Raw genomic sequence first — 15,886 nt, 5'->3', positions numbered from 1 at the left:
ATCAGGCGGGGGTGCTCGCCTCGCGATTGGCGCCGTCGACGACCGACTGCAGCAGGCCAGGCAGTGCCTCGTCGACCTCGGCGCCGCGTAGTCGCTGGTGGATGAGCCCGCCGCAGACCAGGCGTTCGGTCAGTCCGGCCTCGCGCAGGATGTTGAAGTGGTGTGTGGCCGTGGACTTGTTGATGCCGTCGTAGAGCGCGCTGCACTGCAGGGGGGTGCCGGCGTTTCGCAGCCGCCGGATCATCTCCAGGCGGACCGGGTCCTGGAGGGCCGCGAGTACCTGGGGCAGGGCGCCGACGGGATGCGCCTCCGTCTCGGGTCCACCGGGTTCGGTCACGTTGTGTCCTCCATCACCAGGGGTTTGATGACCGTCAAACCGAGCGTACTCTCGAGCAAGTTCGATAATCGTCAAACATACCTGGGAGTGGTCATGACGTGTCCCGTCGAAACACCGACGAACCACGCCGACACCCAGAGGTGGGCCTACCCACTGCTGCTCGTGCTGTCCGGTGTTGCGCTCGGGGTCTCCGGGCTGCCGGCACCGCTGTATGGCATCTACGAGGCGAACTGGCATCTCTCGCCGCTGGCGACCACGATCGTGTTCGCGGTGTACGCGTTCGCCGCCCTGGTCGCGGTGCTGGTGTCGGGCCGGATCTCGGACGTCGTCGGCCGCAAGCCCGTCCTGCTCGGCGCACTGGCCGCCCTCATCGTCGGCCTCGGCATCTTCCTGATCGCCGACAACATCGGCATGCTGCTGCTCGCCCGCACCATCCACGGTGCGGCGGTGGGCTCCATCGTGGTGGCCGGCGCGGCGGCGCTTCTGGACCTGCGGCCCCACCACGGGGTTCGCTCAGGGCAACTCAGCGGCGTGAGTTTCAACATCGGCATGACGGTGGCGATCGTCGGCTCGGCACTGCTCGCCCAATATGTCGCACACCCGTTGCGCACGCCATACGCGGTGGTCGCCGTCGTGTGCGCGGTGGTCGGCGTCGGCGTGCTCGGTTTGCGAGAGACCCACGACGGCCGCACCGGTGGACCCATCAGGATCAGCAAACCAGCTGTGCCGCAAGAGATCCGGGACGACTTCTGGTTCGCGGCGCTCGGTGCGATGGCATCCTGGTCGGTGCTCGGGGTGCTGCTGAGCCTGTACCCGTCCCTGGCAGCCCAGCAGACCAACATCCACAACCTGGTGTTCGGTGGCGGGGTCGTCGGTGTGACGGCGTTCTCGGCCGCGATGGCGCAGTTGGTGGCCACCCGGCTGCCCGCCCGCCGGTCGGCGGTGATCGGCGACGTGGGTATGGCCGTCGCCCTGCTGGTGACGATCCCGGTGCTGCTCACCCACCGCTGGCCGCTGGTGTTCGCCGCGGCCGCGCTACTCGGGGCGACGTTCGGGCTCGGATTCGGTGGCTCGTTGCGCCATCTGTCCGATGTGGTTCCGGCCAACCGCCGCGGGGAGACGATGTCGGCGTTCTACCTTCTCGCCTACACCGCGATGGCACTGCCGACGATCGCTGCCGGCTGGGCGGCCACGCAGTGGCCACTGGCCGACGTCTTCCCGTGGTTCGCCGGCATCGTCGCGCTCGCCTGCCTGGCGGCGGCTGCCGTCGGAACGCTGAGCATGCGCCGTTCCTAGGTCGCACCCGGTGTTGTGATCCGGGCGGCCAGCCAGGGCAGGGCGTCGGAGAACGCCCGCTGGGCGAACTGCCAGGTGTGGTAGCTGATGATGCGGTGCACCGAGCACGTGATGCCGACGGTGTTCGCGACCGCGCACAGGTCGTCGGCCGCACCGGCCTCGTCGGAGTCGCGGAACTCGTCATGGCCGCCGAATCCCAACGGCGCATCCGACTGTGGCCGGTGCCCGCCGCCGTAGGGTGAGGCGCCGTTGGCGGGCCGAACGGTGTCCTCGAACCATCCCGCGACACCCACATAGGGCCCGTGCAGCGTCATCACCGTGCGCGGGTCGAACGCGGCCCAAGCCGCGGCGTCACCGCCGTAGAGCCGGCTGATGGTCTGGTCCTTGGTGCCCGCGGTGGGCCCGTGGTCGCCGGCGATGTCCTCGAAAGTGCTGAAGAGTTCGGGATGCATGACGGTGAGGTCGACGGCGCAGGTGCCGCCCATCGACCAGCCGACCACCGCCCAGTTCGCCGCGTCGTCGGCGGCGCCGAAGGTCTGGACGACGTAGGGCCGGACGTCTTTGGTGAGGTGGTCGGCGGAGTTGCCCCGCGGGCCGTTGACGCATTCGGTGTCGTTGTTGAAGCTTCCGCCGGAGTCGACGAAGACGAAGATAGGCGCCTGTCCGCCATGGCTTTTCGCATACCCGTCGATCATGGGTTTCGCGTTGCCGGTACGGATCCAGTCCGCGGGAGTGTTGAATTCCCCGGCCACCATCATGACGACCGGCAGCCGCGGCGGGCTGGCCCCGGTGAACCAGGCCGGCGGGAGGTAGACGTACTCGCTGCGGTGCTTGAATCCGCTTGCATCCGAGGGAATGTCGACCTCGACCAGCTTCCCGGTCGACTGTGCGGTGTTACGCAGGCCGGCCAGGTCGGCAGCGTCCACCTGGTCCGGCAGGGGACCGGCGGTCAGTGCCCCCCACGCGGTCTGCACACTCGGGTAGTAGCCGACCCACTGGTTCAGCGCCAGCAGCGCCGTTACCAACGTCAGTGGAATCACCGCCGCCGAAAGTCCGCGCCGCCACCACGGGCTGCCCCGCCATCCGGCTACGGCCACGGCGACGGCCGCCACGAAAACGGCTGTCCAGATCCACAATCGGAAGGGGGCCGGGTCAGAGGCCAAGCCCTCGGAGTCGACGAACGTGTGGGCGGCGAACGCACCGAGCACACCGAGGCCCACACACACCGGTAGCCACAGCAGCCGCCACCGGAGCGTGCGCCAGCCGACCACCGCGATCAGCGCGAGCACGGTCACGACCTCGACGGTCAGGGGCAGCCAGCCGCCCAGTAGGGAAACCCCGTGCGTGAATTCGTGCAAGTCCGGTGCGGGCAGCTGCGGAAGGGGTGTGGGTTCGACCGGCGTCGGTGTCGGTGACGGGGTTGGCGGCACGAGCCCCATTGTGGGGTCCGTTGCTGTGCTTAACCTTTGAGGTCAAGCCAGGCCCCGATCAGGCCAGCTGCCACTGCCAGTCGTCGGCGCCGTCGGGGTTGTTGTACAAGCCCACCGAGTTCTTCACCACGATCGGGTCACCGCTGCCGAAGTTGTCATAGAACCACTTGGCGTTGTCCGGGCTGAGGTTGATGCAGCCGTGGCTGACGTTGCGCTTGCCCTGGTCGCCGACCGACCACGGTGCGCTGTGCACGAACGCACCACTGTTGTCGATGCGCACGGCCCATTGGACTTTCAGCTTGTAGCCCTCGGGCGAGGTGTTGGGGACGCCGTAGGTGGCCGAGTCCATGATGATGTCGGGGAACTTCTCCAGCACGTAATAGGTGCCGTTCTTGGTCTCGTGCTTGCCGTCGGGCTTGCCCATCGAGACCGGCATGGTCTTCAGCACCACGCCGTTTTTGGTCACGGTCATCTGGTGGGTCTTATCGTCGACGGTGGCCACCAGAGCATCGCCGACCCGGAAGCTCGACTTGGCGCCGCTGGCGTCGATGTTGACGACGGTGTTGGCCGGCCAGAAGGCGTAGGGCCGCCAGCGCACCTGGGTGTCGGTGGTCCAGTAGAACGCACCCGGCACAGCGGGCACCGACGAGATGTGGATGGCCTGCTCGGCCAGGCCCCGGTTGGCGATCGGGCGCGCGAAGTTGATGATGATCGGCTTGGCGACTCCGACCAGCGCACCGTTAACGGGGTTGAATGACGGCGGCGCGAAGACCGGGTCACCGGTGTAGGGCAGCGGGTTCTGGCCCTTGACGGAGCCGGCAGGCGCGGCCTGGGCCGCGGCGGCCGGGTCGGTTGCCGGCGGGACAGCCAGCGGGTCGACGGGCGGGGGCGGAGCCAATGCCGGGTCCGGTACCGGAATGGCCGGATCCGCGGGCGGAACCTCCACCGGCGGGACGTTGATCACGGCCGGATCCACGGGCGCCTGGTCCGGATCGGCCATCGCCGAGCCACTGCCCAGACTGATTCCGGCAGCCACCCCGACCACGCACAACGTGGCCGCGAAGGCTTCCTTCACCCGCAGCGCCATAACCAAACTCCTCAGAATTGCGATTTGCTCCAGTGTTGCACAGCGCGCTGGTAAGCCAATCCTGCGCGACTGGCCAGCGAACATCTCCAACGGTCTCATCAACGCGCTGAACTGTGCGGATAGTCGCCTTCGGAGCGCCAATCGTTACTTTTCGCTGGTGATCGGGCTAACTGCGAACAAGTCCCGGCTGGCGGCCACCACCACCAGCGCAGCCAGGATCAGCGCGCCCGAGGCCGTCACCGTCGCCGCGATCCCGCCGGTTTGATAGACCACCCCGCCCGCCAGCGATCCGGCCATGATCCCGACCTGGAAGGACGCCACGTAGAGCCCCGAGGCTCCGTCGGGATCCTGCGGGCTGTGCCGCATGGCCGCTGATTGCAGCATCGGTGGCATCGCCGTCGCCGCCGCACCCCACAGCACGATGGCCGCCACCCCGGTCAGCACGGTCACGAGGGTGCGCCCGCTTTCGAAGAACCCGAGAGCGGCGAGCACGGCGAAGGCCACCACCAGAGCCGCAAGGCAGCCCACGATCGCGGTCTTCGGTCGACGATCGCCAGGTCGGGCCAGCAGCGCCATCGCGGTGAGCCCGGCGATGCCATAGCCAGCCAGCAGCCACGCCAGATGCGGCCCGCGCACACCGACCACGTCCCGGATGATCGCGACGATGAAGGTGTAGGAGATGAAGTGGGCGGTGACCCCGACGAGGGTCAGCGCGCTCAGCGCCACCAATCGGCCGTTGCGGTGGTGGCGGATCGCGGCGGCGGTTGCGGGATGCCGTCCCGTCATCGGCATCAGCGGCAGCGCCAGCCGGGCCGCCGCCGCTACGGCGACCGCGACGACCGTGATGACGCCTACGGCCGTCCGCCAGCCCCACACCTCGCTCATCGCCGCGGTCACCGGGCTTCCGACGACCAGCGCCAGTCCGGTGCCGGTATACACAGCCATGGTGGCGCGCCCGGCATAACTGGCCGGCACCAGCCGGACCCCGATCGGCGCGATGACCGACCACATCAGGCCATGGGTGAGCGCACACAGGATCCGGCCGGTGGCCAGCACCGCGAAAGTCGGTGCCAGCGCCGAGATCAGCTGCGAGAGCGCCAGGGAGGCCAGGGTCAACAGCAGTGTTCGCCGCCGGGGCCACGCCGCGGTCCAGCGCACCAGGGGCACGGTCGCGACGGCGGCCACCAGCGCGTAGCTGGCCAGCAGGGAGCCGACCATCGCCTCGCTGACCTTCAGGTCGCGGGCGATGGCCGACAGGGCCCCCACCGGCATGATCTCGGCGGTGACGTAGACGAATGCGGCGGCGGCCAGCACGGCCAGCGCCACGGTGACGCGTGGAGTCCACGGGGTGGTCTGCGGTGGTGGCGAGGCGCCGGTCCTGACGCCCGCGTGGTCGGGCATCGAGGGCACCGAATCACGGTATCGGCCACAGCGCTGGTGGGGCACCCCGGAGACCGGTTCGATGCGGTGCTGAGAGGCAGCCGATACGGCGCCCGGTCGTCAGCCTCGGCCCGAGCCACCACTGGGCGGGCCGGCCACGTCCACGCCCTTGAGAACGATGCCGACCGCCGCTTCGATGATGTCGTCGTCGGGCAGTGCGCCGAACATCAGCGACGGACAGGCAACCACGCCGGACAGCATCGATATCGCCGCTTCGAGGTCCGGGCCGTCGAAGGCGCGCTCGAGGATCGCGCGGATGGGCCGCTGGCCCTCGGTATTGACCCGGTCCCTGACCTGCTCCATCGCCTCTACGGTCGACCACTGGGCGAGGCCGAAGATCACCCGATCCAGGCGCAGATCCACCACCGCCTGCCGGAAGGCCTTCAACTCGCCGACCAGATCGGCGTGAAGATCTCCGGTGGGCTCGTGATGCGGCATGTCGCCGAGGGCTTCGAGCGCGGCCGCGAACAGATCTGCCCTCGACGGCCAGTGCGCGTACAGCGTGGTCTTGGAGTAGCGGGCGATCCCCGCGATCCGGGCGTGGGTGAGGGCGTCGGGCCCTTCCCTGGTCAGTAGGTCGAGTGCGGTGCGTGCGACGTCGGCACGCGTGCGGATGACCCGCGCATCCTCACCCACTCACGCCTGCCCTTCGCCGGGTGTCCCCACCAACTGATGTGTCCGCACCTACGAAACCAGCGGTTGAAAAAATTGTCCAATTCTGTAATAAGTTTCCACTATTGGACTCGTAGTCCATTACCGTACGGTTCTTTCTGTAAGCCTCGCATCACAGTGAAGGTGAGAAATGATTCCTGAAGCACTGACCCAGGCCCAGTACGACACGGTCTACAACATCCTGTCTCTGACACTCGCCGCACAGTTGTTCGGCGCGATCTTCCTCTTCGTCGCCCAACCCAGGGTGCTACCCCGGTACCGCCAGGCTCTGGTGATCTCCGCGGTCGTGTGCGGCATCGCCGCCTACCACTACTTCCGCATCTTCGAATCGTTCAAGGCAGCGTTCGTCACCGAGGCCCCCGGTGGCCGCGGGACCTACGTCCAAGCCGCGGGCGAATCGTTCAACGAGGGATACCGCTACGTCGACTGGCTGCTGACGGTGCCACTGCTGCTCACCGAGCTCATCGTGGTGCTGGCCCTGGCTCGCAAACTGCGCAACTCACTGCTGTGGCGGCTGATCCCGGCGTCGGCCGCGATGATCGCACTGGGCTACCCCGGCGAGATCAGCGGTGACAACACCATTCGCAACGTCTTCGGGCTGCTGTCGACGATCCCGTTCCTCTACATCCTCTACGTGCTGTTCGTCGAACTCACCCGGTCGCTGGATCGTCAGCCCCCCGCGGTGCGCCAGACCGTCAGCCGGATGCGGATCCTGTTGCTGGCTACCTGGGGCGTCTATCCGATCGCCTACATCATTCCGCTGTACCTGTCGCAGGCCGGCGCGGACTCGTGGGTGTACAAGCAGGTCGGCTACTCGATCGCCGACATCCTGGCCAAGGTGCTCTACGGCCTGCTGATCTACAAGATCGCGCGGCTGAAGTCGTTCGCCGATGACCCGGCGTTCTCCGCGCAGGAGAACGAACACGACGGGCACGACGCAGTGACGCCGTCGAACAGCAAGCCGAAAGTGGTTGCTGGACAATAAGGACCGTCGACGACGGCTTTAGGTCCGGCAGACTCCGATGACCATCGTCGCGCGCAGGCCCCGCGTGCGATGGTGGCGCGGAGGCGGGAGCCCCCCGGGAGTGAACCTCCCGGGGGGCTCCGTGCCTGGTGCGGACATCCAGACCCTGGAGTCGGCCGCACTCTGGTCGCGCAGACTCACCCTGGCCGCGCTGCTGCTGGCCGGAATCGCGTCGTGGATTCCGGCTGACATCGGCCCGATCGTCCTGTGCTTCGCCGCGGCCGGATTCGCGGCAGGCATTCCGCATGGCGCGGTCGACCATCTGATGGCGACTCGACTGACCGGCCGCACCTCGGTCGTCACGGTGGCCGCCGTCTACGCCACGTTGGCGGTCACCGCGTGGGTGCTGATGACGTGGCTCGGCACTGTCGGTCTTGTCGCCGCCGTCGCGCTCAGCGCACTGCACTTCGGCCTCGGGGAGCTCGAAGTGTCCCGCCAGCTGACGGGATGGCGTCCCAATATTGTTGTTGCCGTTGCTATTACGGTCGCCGGATGTGGGGCGCTGATCCTGCCCCTCGCCCGTGCCGGTGACCAACTCATCGGAGTGGCGGCGGCGGTCTCGCCCGGAATCGACGTCTGGCTGGGCTCTGGTTGGGTGCAGATCGCCCTGGCGGCCGGTTGGCTCGCCGCTGCTGTCGTCGCGGTGGCCGGCGCCCTTCGGGCCGGCCGGCGGGCCATCGCCCTCGACATCGTATTGATCGGACTGCTCGGCGCACTGGCGCCGCCGCTCCTGGCGTTCGCCGTGTGGTTCGGCGGCTGGCATGCGCTTCGGCATTGCGCCCGGATGCTGACCGTGGAGCCGGGCTGCGCGCAGTTGGTGGCAATCGGACGGCGCGGGGCGGCGATCGCGCGTTTCGTGCGCCTGGCCGCCTGGCCGTCGGTGGCCGCACTCGCGACGGTGGCGATCCTCGGGTGGTTCACCCTGGTGGCGCCGAATCCCGCCGGGTTGGTGGCCGAGGTGCTGCGGCTACTGCTGGCTCTCACCGTGCCCCACATGGTGGTGGTCGCATGGCTCGACCGCACGGCCGGTCGCTAGAAATCAGCCGTCAGGACCGGACCAGGCGCGCGATGGCGGCCGAGGCCTCGGCCAGCTTCTTCTCGCCTTCCGCGCCACCCTCGGCAACGGCGTGGCTGACGCAATGGTTCAGGTGTTCGTCGAGCAGGCCAAGGGCCACCGACTGCAACGCGCTGTTGACGGCGCTGATCTGGGTCAGGATGTCGATGCAGTACTTGTCCTCGTCGATCATCTTCGCGATCCCGCGGACCTGACCCTCGATCCGGCGTAGCCGCTTGGCATACCCGTCCTTGTCGGCCGAATAGCCCGGTGCACCAGTCACTTACCCTCCCAGCATCTTCTTCATCTGGTCGATCTCAGCCTGCTGTGCGCTGACGATGTTCTTGGCCATCGAGATCATGTCGGGGCTCTTGCCGTCGGCGATCTCGGTGTTGGCCATCTCGATGGCACCCTGATGGTGGCTGATCATCGACTGCAGCCACAACGTATCGAACTCCTGGCCGTTGAGCGTGCCGAGCTTGGCCATCGTGGCGTCGTCGACCATGCCCGACATGCCCATGCTGCCGTGGTCGGCGGACTTATGCGGGTCGACGTCCCACTGCAGCAGAAGCGCCTTCATGGCGCTGATCTCGGGCTGCTGCTGCGCGGAAATGGTCGACGCCAGTGCGATCACCGCACCGTTGGTGGAGTGCTCGGGCACCATCGCCGCCAGCTGCACGGCCTGCTCGTGATGGGGAATCATCATCTGCGCGAACATCACGTCGGCGTCGTTGTGGACAGCGACCTGGTCGCTGGCAGCGGCGGTGGTCGAGACGTGCTCAGCGTGGTTCTCCGTCTTGCTACACGAGGAGACGGCGAAGGCGGTGACGATGGCGGCGATACCCGCGGCGATGCGGATGCTGGTGGACCTCATGGGGCCCACCGTACCCGATACCCTCCAGGGGTATCGAAAAGGATTTTGCCACCACCCCTCACCACGGCATACTTGACCGGTGAGCCAAACGCCTGATCTCAAGCCCCGCAGCCGCGACGTCACCGACGGACTGGAGAAGGCCGCAGCGCGCGGCATGCTTCGCGCGGTAGGCATGGGCGACGACGACTTCGCCAAAGCCCAGATCGGGGTGGCGTCGTCGTGGAACGAGATCACCCCGTGCAACCTCTCGCTGCAACGACTCGCCCAGGCGGTCAAGGAGGGCGTGTTCGAAGCCGGCGGTTACCCCTTGGAGTTCGGCACCATCTCGGTGTCCGACGGCATCTCGATGGGCCATGAGGGCATGCACTTCTCGCTGGTGTCGCGCGAGGTCATCGCCGACAGCGTCGAGACCGTCATGATGGCTGAACGCCTCGACGGCTCGGTCCTGCTCGCCGGCTGCGACAAGTCCCTGCCCGGCATGCTGATGGCTGCCGCCCGGCTGGATCTGGCCGCGGTCTTCCTCTACGCCGGCTCGATCCTGCCGGGGCGGGCCAAGCTCTCCGACGGCACCGAGATGGACGTGACGATCATCGACGCGTTCGAAGCGGTCGGCGCGTGCGCGCGTGGCCTGATGCCGCGTGAAGACGTCGACGCCATCGAGCGCGCCATCTGTCCTGGCGAAGGCGCCTGCGGCGGCATGTACACCGCCAACACGATGGCCAGCGCGGCCGAGGCGCTGGGCATGTCGCTGCCGGGCAGCGCCGCACCGCCGGCCACCGACCGTCGCCGCGACGGGTACGCCCGGGCCAGCGGCCGTGCCGTCATCGAATTGCTGCGCCGCGGGATCACCGCCCGCGACATCCTGACCAAGGAGGCGTTCGAGAACGCCATCGCCGTGGTGATGGCGTTCGGCGGCTCCACCAACGCGGTGCTGCACCTGCTGGCGATCGCCCACGAAGCCAACGTGGAGCTGTCGTTGGCGGACTTCACCCGCATCGGCGCCAAGGTGCCGCACCTGGCCGACGTCAAGCCGTTCGGCAAGCACGTGATGTTCGACGTCGACCGCATCGGCGGCGTGCCCGTGGTGATGAAGGCGCTGCTGGATGCCGGACTGCTGCACGGTGACGCGCTGACGGTCACCGGCCAAACCATGGCGGAGAACCTCGCTCACATCAACCCGCCGGATCCCGACGGCAAGGTGCTGCGCGCGCTCAGTCACCCCATCCACCCGACCGGTGGCATCACGATCCTGCACGGCTCGCTGGCCCCCGAGGGTGCGGTGGTCAAGTCGGCAGGCTTCGACTCAGACGTGTTCGAAGGCACCGCAAGGGTTTTCGACGGTGAACGTGCCGCGATGGACGCTTTGGAGGACGGCACCATCACCGCCGGTGACGTGGTGGTGATTCGCTACGAGGGCCCCAAGGGCGGCCCCGGCATGCGCGAGATGCTGGCGATCACCGGCGCGATCAAGGGGGCCGGGCTGGGCAAGGACGTGCTGCTGCTGACCGACGGTCGCTTCTCCGGTGGCACCACCGGACTGTGCGTCGGTCACGTCGCACCGGAAGCGGTCGACGCAGGCCCGATCGCGTTCGTCGCCGACGGCGACCGGATCCGGCTCGACGTGGGCAACTCGACTCTCGACGTCCTGGTCGATGAGGCCGAGTTCGACGCTCGCCGAGCAGGATTCACTCCCCCGCCGCCGCGTTACACCACCGGCGTGCTGGCCAAGTACCGCAAGCTGGTCGGTTCGGCCGCCGGCGGAGCGGTCTGCGGCTAGGCCGCGTCGGCGCCCGCCGACCGCTTGGATCCGCCCACGCTCTTGTGGGCCGAGCCGGAACCGGACGACGAGTCTGCTGAGTGCTGCGCGGACTTCTTGCCCGGCTTGGCGGCCTTCGTGCCACCCGTCGACGGCGCAGGGGTCGCGGGCGTGTCATCCGAGGTGGCCGCCGGCTCGTTGTCATCGGCCGGCGTGTTGTCGTCGGCCGCGACCTCGTTGGATGCGACCTCGTTGGACCCTGCCGTCACCTCCGGTACCGACGTCTGCGGGGCGGGTGCCGGAACCGTCTTCGCCGCCGCGGTGGACTGGGCGGGCGCGTAGCTGATGCCCAGGTGGTTGCCGTCGACCACGAGGGTGGGGGCCGGCTGGCCGAATCGGAGAATCGGGAAGGCGTCCTGGAATCCGACGACCAAGGCGCGCAACACATCCCCGGGGACCTGCGCCCACTCCTGGAAGGTCAGCGGGGCTTTCGACAGGAACGGGGTGTAGACGTCCGAGGTGTCGAAGGAGCGGGTGTAGAGCCCGTTGTTCGTCGGCGTCTGGACATCGGTGTAGCCGGTGTTGACCAGGATGGTCAGGGCCGGCTGCAGGGCGTCGGCCAACGGCGTTCCGAGGTTGAGCGGAATACCCAGTGCATTGGTGACCGCGTTGATCAGCCGCACCGGAAGGCGCAGCGGCTCCAGCAGCGGCAGGTCGTTGGGCAGCAGGGTTCCGTACCAGGCCTGTCCAGTGGAGATGGGCAGGAGGTTCGCACTCAACCTGCTCAGGATGCCGAGGGTTCCGGCGATGTTGACGCCCGCCGTGGTCAGGTCCAAGCCCTTGAGTTCAATGCCGCCAAGCAGATTCGTCGGCAGCGCCGCGAAGGCGGTGTTCAGCAACGAGAACGGATTGAGCGTGGCCGGGAAGTCCGACAGCGGGTCGTAGGCCCACGTCAGGTCGAGCGTTGCGGTGTTGAGCTTGATTCCGGTCCCCGGCGGGGAGACGCTCGGGGTCGAGGAGTACTCGCCGGCGCCCGGGACGGTGGTGTCGACCCCGAAGATGTTCAGGATCGGGCCGAACCGGCTCATGATCCCGCCGTTGGGCCGCAGCAGGTTTTGGACGAACAGCAGCGCCTGGTTGGTTTGGTTGGTGGCCTGGACGTTCGGGCAGTTGTTCGGGTTGAAATTCAGGCAGCCCGACCCGAAGGTCTGCTTCTCGATCGGCCCCGGAGCGAACGGGGTGTACCCGGCCGGGGTGTTGCCCTGGACACTCGCGATCTCGTTGCGGTAAGCCTGAATGAGATTGACCGCGCCCGTTCCGATTCCGAGCGTTGCGGGGAATTCGTTTGGCGTCGAGCATGTTCCGCCGGTGGTACACACGACGCGGTCGTAGGCGTTCAGCGCTGATCCCAGAACGTTCGTACGCCTCAGGAAGTTCAGACCGTTCACGGTGTCATAGAGGGCGAGCGGGTTGTTGTCGACCGGCCCGTCGAGAATGAGCGTCAGGTTGATGTCGCCGATGCCGGGGACGTTAGCGACGAAGATGGGCCCGACGCTGTCCAGACCGACGGCGGCCAGGATGCCGGCCAGCGGACCGGTGGTGTAGACGTCCTGCAGGATGTTCACTGCGGTGGGCCCGGGGTCGTCGGCGAGTGCGATCGGCGCGGTGGGGCCCAGCGCAACAGCGGCGGCGGTCGCCGTGGCGACACCGGCCAGCGCCAGCTTCGTGGCGACCGTCTTGGCGTACCTCGCCGAGCCGCCCCGACGCTCTCCCGTAAACGCTGTAACAGACATGTCCCGACCCCTAACGCCATCGTTCTCAGGCTCTGCTCAGGAACATAGCCCCCGGTACCTACCGGCGGGTCAATTTGGCCGCGGCGGGTCGCAAGTGGTGACTAATGGACCGCGAACTGCTCGTATATCGCGGGAAGGAACCCGGCCAGGTGGTTCATCTCCTGGGCGCAGTGCACCATCAGATCCCGTGCGTCGGGTAACTGGCGCGCGGCGACCGGCCGGATCGCCCGGTCGGTCACGCGGTTGCCGCCCCGCAGGGCCACATACCGGCCGCCCATCCAGAACCGTGATCTCATCTCCGAGCCCTCGGCGGTGGGACGGACGTGGTGGATGAACCAGCCGATGTCGACCGGCACGTCGGAGGACCCCAGCCGGGCACACACCGCGATGCCGTCCCCGAGCCGGGCGGGGTCGAGCCCGAGCTGGTCCGGTTCGACGAAGGCGATCGCGCCTTTGGTGAATGCCGAGCCCAGGTACTCCTCGATCAGCGATGTCCGGCCGAGGTAGCTGCCGTCGGGACCGGTGTCGGCCCAGCGCGCCGAGACATGAGCGCGCGGGTGCCACAGCTTGTAGCGCCGCGAGTCACTTCCATGCCAGCCGAACCACCACGACCACATCGCCGGGGTCACCCCGGGCATGTCGGTGAGCGCCGATACGTGCAGTGCACCGTCGCGCAGATGGCCGTACCCGTTCTCCGTCTGCTGGTAGCCTTCGTCGAGAACAGTTGCGGCAGAATCGAAGTCGAGCAACACCTCCTGCGCCTGCGGGCCGTGCTCGAGTGCGGTCACGATATGGGCCGGCAGCGGGGCCATCTCGGGGTTGAAGAACGAGCCCCATGGCGTATCGGCGTCACCGTGGCGATAGCCGAGGTATGTGGCGCCCATCAGACCCTTCCCATCCAACTGTGGAAACGTCCGTCCGGGTCGTAGGCGGCGCGCACCCGATCGAGCTTGGCCATGTTCTCGTCGGTGACGAACTTGGCGGGCCGCTCACCCAGGTTCTCGTCGGCCAGTTGCACGCCGGTCTGCAGGTGCTCCATATTCGCCATGTTGGAACGTGCCCAATCCGAATACTTCTCGTCGTCGGCGGCGTCCTTCCACACGGTGTAGATGGCCAGGTAGATCTCGTCTTCGAGGCTGTAAGCCATGTCCTGGCGCTGCGGTGACGGACCCCAGTTCAGCCAGAGGAAGTGGGCCGGATGCGGCGGCATCGTCTCGAAGATGCGGCGGATACCCGGGAGCAGGTCTTCGGCCGGGGCCGAGGTCCACATGTTGTCGGTGGCGTACCGGTACCCGGTCGGGTAGTTGGTCATCACCCCCTCGTAGGCGGTGGCCAGATCGATTGGGGCATAGGGCACTGCGAGGATCGCCTTGTCGCGCACCGGGCACGTCTCGAGAATCGCGAGCGCCTCGATCGCGTCCTTCTCGGTGTCGGCGAACACCGGCCCGACCACGGTGATGCCGGGAGTCGTCAGCCCGAGCGCGGGTATCTCCCTTGACGCCAGCATCTGGAATTCCACCCGGCGATCCACCTCGGCGCTGATGGATCGCGCCCAGGTGTAGACCTCGTCGATGTAGTCGGTCGGGTAGACGTAGATGGCGTTGCCGCAGACCGCCGGCTTGGGATAGAGCTTCAGGTGGAAAGCGGTCACGACCGCGAAGAATCCTGGACCCGAACCCCTTGCTGCCCAATATAAGTCAGCGTGATTGTCGGCATCGATATAGATCTTCTCGCCGTCAGCGGTCACCACGTCGAGGCCCAGGACGCTCTCGCATGCCGGTCCCCACACCCTGCTGTTCCACCCGTAGCCGCCCTGCAGCAGGTATCCGCCGATCCGTACGCCCTTGCAGTGCCCGGCCGGGAAGAACAGGCCCAGTTCCTCGAGTTCGGCGGCCAGGATGCTGCCGCCTTTACCCGGACCGACGACGGCGCGCCTGGTGTCGGCGTCTACCTCCGAGTCCTCGAGCCTGCTGACATCCAGCAGCACCCCGCCGTCGCGGACGTGGTTGCCGGCCCAGCTGTGGCCGCCGGAGCGAACCCCGATCTTGTGCCCGTTGGCCTTGGCGTAGCGCACGGTCGCGACCACGTCGTCCGCATCGACCGCCTGCACGACGACGTCGGGGTAGCGCTGCGGCGTGCGGGCGTTCCAGACCGTGGCGCTGCGCGCCGTCTCGTAGCCGTCGTCGCCACGGAAGAAATGCCGTCCTTCAGGTAGTGAACTCACCCGACCCTCTCCCTCGTGATTCGGAATGCGAACCTGTACGATCCGTTATGCGGCACGATACCGCGGAAGTGAAGCAATAGGGAAGGGACCGCAGATGGCCGATGCCGAGGCGTCCGCTGTCCGTGACGGCCGGGCCGCCACTGCCCGCGACGATGGCATCCAGGTTCTCCGCCGTGCTGCCGCCGCACTCGACGAGATCGCGACGGCACCCGGCCGGCTGCGGCTTGTCGACCTGCACAGCCGGCTCGGCCTGGCCAAGTCCACCACCCGCCGGTTGCTGGTCGGGTTGACGGAGGTCGGGTTCGCCGCGGTCGACGACGACGGGCGGATCATCCTGGGCGAGCGTCTACTCGGCCTGGCCAGTGCGAACGCCGCCCACATCACCACAACCTTCAGGCCGACCGTGGAGCGGGTGGCCGAGGAGACCGGCGAGACCGTGGATCTCTCGCTGTTCCGCGGCGGGCAGATGCTGTTCATCGACCAGATCGAGTCGGCGCACCGCTTACGCGCGGTCTCCGCGGTCGGTGCCCGATTCCCGCTGTTGGACACCGCCAACGGCAAGGCGGCGATGGCGCTGCTCGACGATGCCGAACTCGACCAGCTGCTGGACCCGCTGCCGGCCGACCGCCGGACACGATTGCGCACCGAGGTCGACGAGGTCCGCATCAGCGGCATCGCCTTCGACCGCGACGAGCACACCGAGGGCATCTCGGCGGCCGGTGTGGCCGCCCGCGCTGCCGGCGGCAACATCGTCGCCATCTCGGTGCCGGCCCCGACCGATCGTTTCCTGGCCCATCAGAGCAGGATCGTGGCCGCCCTGCGCCAGGCGCTGGAGTCACCGGCCTGGGTGGGCTGACCCCGGGCTTGCCAGCGGGTCTCGGGCGGGGGCAGAGTGGCGT

General features: G+C 67.8%; 15 protein-coding genes. 5 read left to right on the top strand and 10 right to left on the bottom strand.

All coding sequences use genetic code 11. The features are described from left to right. Window position 1: 1 nt before the first annotated feature. Window positions 2-337, bottom strand: a complete 336-nt coding sequence (locus tag OG976_RS14655) for an ArsR/SmtB family transcription factor (RefSeq protein WP_328350009.1) — start codon at window positions 335-337, stop codon at window positions 2-4. A 93-nt stretch (window positions 338-430) separates the two neighbouring features. Between OG976_RS14655 and OG976_RS14650 the strand changes: the two genes are divergently transcribed. Beyond that, window positions 431-1,633, top strand: a complete 1,203-nt coding sequence (locus tag OG976_RS14650; protein WP_328350008.1) for an MFS transporter — start codon at window positions 431-433, stop codon at window positions 1,631-1,633. Here OG976_RS14650 and OG976_RS14645 read toward each other — a convergent pair. The 4 genes from OG976_RS14645 to OG976_RS14630 form a co-directional block, all read right to left on the bottom strand. After that, entirely contained in the window at window positions 1,630-3,063 is a 1,434-nt protein-coding gene (locus OG976_RS14645; RefSeq protein WP_328350006.1) for an alpha/beta hydrolase, read from the bottom strand. The two genes, OG976_RS14650 and OG976_RS14645, sit on opposite strands and share 4 nt — an antisense overlap. A 58-nt stretch (window positions 3,064-3,121) precedes the next feature. After that, complete coding sequence (locus OG976_RS14640; RefSeq protein ID WP_328350004.1) at window positions 3,122-4,150, bottom strand: L,D-transpeptidase; 1,029 nt, start codon at window positions 4,148-4,150, stop codon at window positions 3,122-3,124. Between the two features lie 144 nt (window positions 4,151-4,294). Continuing rightward, window positions 4,295-5,551 (bottom strand): MFS transporter, encoded by a 1,257-nt coding sequence (locus OG976_RS14635; RefSeq protein ID WP_328363583.1) that lies wholly within the window; start codon window positions 5,549-5,551, stop codon window positions 4,295-4,297. 99 nt (window positions 5,552-5,650) lie between these two features. Next, window positions 5,651-6,226, bottom strand: a complete 576-nt coding sequence (locus OG976_RS14630) for a TetR/AcrR family transcriptional regulator (protein ID WP_328350002.1) — start codon at window positions 6,224-6,226, stop codon at window positions 5,651-5,653. A gap of 166 nt (window positions 6,227-6,392) precedes the next feature. Here OG976_RS14630 and OG976_RS14625 point away from each other — a divergent pair, with 166 nt between their 5' ends. Continuing rightward, complete coding sequence (locus OG976_RS14625) at window positions 6,393-7,247, top strand: bacteriorhodopsin-like (RefSeq protein ID WP_328350000.1); 855 nt, start codon at window positions 6,393-6,395, stop codon at window positions 7,245-7,247. A gap of 121 nt (window positions 7,248-7,368) precedes the next feature. Continuing rightward, on the top strand, window positions 7,369-8,322 hold the full coding sequence (locus OG976_RS14620; RefSeq protein ID WP_328349999.1) for a beta-carotene 15,15'-dioxygenase, Brp/Blh family: 954 nt from the start codon (window positions 7,369-7,371) through the stop codon (window positions 8,320-8,322). 10 nt (window positions 8,323-8,332) lie between these two features. Here OG976_RS14620 and OG976_RS14615 read toward each other — a convergent pair whose 3' ends face one another. Both OG976_RS14615 and OG976_RS14610 read right to left on the bottom strand, forming a co-directional pair. Further along, window positions 8,333-8,623 (bottom strand): metal-sensitive transcriptional regulator, encoded by a 291-nt coding sequence (locus OG976_RS14615; RefSeq protein ID WP_328349997.1) that lies wholly within the window; start codon window positions 8,621-8,623, stop codon window positions 8,333-8,335. Further along, window positions 8,624-9,214 carry a DUF305 domain-containing protein gene (locus OG976_RS14610; protein WP_328349996.1) on the bottom strand — a complete coding sequence of 197 codons (591 nt, stop codon included), beginning with the start codon at window positions 9,212-9,214 and terminating at the stop codon, window positions 8,624-8,626. Window positions 9,215-9,293: 79 nt separating this feature from the next. Between OG976_RS14610 and ilvD the strand changes: the two genes are divergently transcribed. Beyond that, complete coding sequence (gene ilvD, locus OG976_RS14605) at window positions 9,294-10,991, top strand: dihydroxy-acid dehydratase (RefSeq protein ID WP_328349995.1); 1,698 nt, start codon at window positions 9,294-9,296, stop codon at window positions 10,989-10,991. Here the strand turns inward: ilvD and OG976_RS14600 are convergent. The 3 genes from OG976_RS14600 to OG976_RS14590 form a co-directional block, all read right to left on the bottom strand. Then, entirely contained in the window at window positions 10,988-12,763 is a 1,776-nt protein-coding gene (locus OG976_RS14600; protein ID WP_328349993.1) for a PE-PPE domain-containing protein, read from the bottom strand. The two genes, ilvD and OG976_RS14600, sit on opposite strands and share 4 nt — an antisense overlap. 101 nt (window positions 12,764-12,864) lie before the next feature. Next, the gene (locus OG976_RS14595; RefSeq protein WP_328349991.1) at window positions 12,865-13,647 is read right to left on the bottom strand and encodes a DAPG hydrolase family protein; all 783 of its coding nucleotides are present in this window, start codon (window positions 13,645-13,647) and stop codon (window positions 12,865-12,867) included. Continuing rightward, window positions 13,647-14,987, bottom strand: a complete 1,341-nt coding sequence (locus OG976_RS14590) for an FAD-binding oxidoreductase (RefSeq protein ID WP_328349989.1) — start codon at window positions 14,985-14,987, stop codon at window positions 13,647-13,649. Before OG976_RS14590 ends, OG976_RS14595 begins: the two co-directional genes overlap by 1 nt. 94 nt (window positions 14,988-15,081) lie before the next feature. On the opposite strand from OG976_RS14590, the gene OG976_RS14585 reads away from it, so the two are divergent. Next, window positions 15,082-15,843 carry an IclR family transcriptional regulator gene (locus tag OG976_RS14585; protein ID WP_328349987.1) on the top strand — a complete coding sequence of 254 codons (762 nt, stop codon included), beginning with the start codon at window positions 15,082-15,084 and terminating at the stop codon, window positions 15,841-15,843. Window positions 15,844-15,886: the final 43 nt, after the last annotated feature.

Source organism: Mycobacterium sp. NBC_00419, assembly GCF_036023875.1.
Lineage (GTDB): Bacteria > Actinomycetota > Actinomycetes > Mycobacteriales > Mycobacteriaceae > Mycobacterium.
This window is presented reverse-complemented; position numbering and strand designations above follow the sequence as displayed.

Bases quoted from the DNA above. Each gene is read 5' to 3' on its own strand.
- OG976_RS14650 (WP_328350008.1), top strand. From the start codon at position 431: ATGACGTGTCCCGTCGAAACACCGACGAACCACGCCGACACCCAGAGG.
- OG976_RS14640 (WP_328350004.1), bottom strand. From the start codon at position 4,150: ATGGCGCTGCGGGTGAAGGAAGCCTTCGCGGCCACGTTGTGCGTGGTC.
- OG976_RS14635 (WP_328363583.1), bottom strand. From the start codon at position 5,551: ATGCCCGACCACGCGGGCGTCAGGACCGGCGCCTCGCCACCACCGCAG.
- OG976_RS14625 (WP_328350000.1), top strand. From the start codon at position 6,393: ATGATTCCTGAAGCACTGACCCAGGCCCAGTACGACACGGTCTACAAC.
- OG976_RS14610 (WP_328349996.1), bottom strand. From the start codon at position 9,214: ATGAGGTCCACCAGCATCCGCATCGCCGCGGGTATCGCCGCCATCGTC.
- OG976_RS14600 (WP_328349993.1), bottom strand. From the start codon at position 12,763: ATGTCTGTTACAGCGTTTACGGGAGAGCGTCGGGGCGGCTCGGCGAGG.
- OG976_RS14595 (WP_328349991.1), bottom strand. From the start codon at position 13,647: ATGGGCGCCACATACCTCGGCTATCGCCACGGTGACGCCGATACGCCA.
- OG976_RS14585 (WP_328349987.1), top strand. From the start codon at position 15,082: ATGGCCGATGCCGAGGCGTCCGCTGTCCGTGACGGCCGGGCCGCCACT.